Origin of the sequence: Enterovibrio qingdaonensis (assembly GCF_028683135.1) — a bacterium.
In the GTDB taxonomy this organism is placed as follows: domain Bacteria; phylum Pseudomonadota; class Gammaproteobacteria; order Enterobacterales; family Vibrionaceae; genus Enterovibrio; species Enterovibrio qingdaonensis.
Genome location: NZ_JAJUBB010000086.1, coordinates 1 through 292, shown reverse-complemented (window position 1 = coordinate 292; position 292 = coordinate 1). Strand labels below are relative to the sequence as shown.

General features: G+C 46.9%; 1 pseudogene. It reads right to left on the bottom strand.

Annotation, left to right across the window (positions count from 1 at the left end):
* A pseudogene (locus tag LRP49_RS25235) lies at positions 1-292 on the bottom strand (IS110 family transposase); the annotation flags it as partial.

The following is a 292-nucleotide window of genomic DNA, read 5'->3' as shown; positions in this document are numbered from 1 at the left end:
GTTTTTTGTTTTGCCCCCGTGAATAGCTTTCATATACAGCGCATGGCCGAGCACAAAATCAAAGGCGTAATCGAGGCAAAGGTCACTGACCCAATACCAGCAATGCATGCATTCGACACCGACAACAATCTGATCTTGAAAGGGGGCGAGAATGTCTAAGAGTGCATCGGGGTTGGCATCGATTTTCTTGTGAACCACCTTGTTGCCCGCAGAGTCGAGGATACAGACATAAAGAATGCGCGCATGCAGATCGATACCGCAGTAATAGTCGTGTTGAGTGTTATAAAATCTC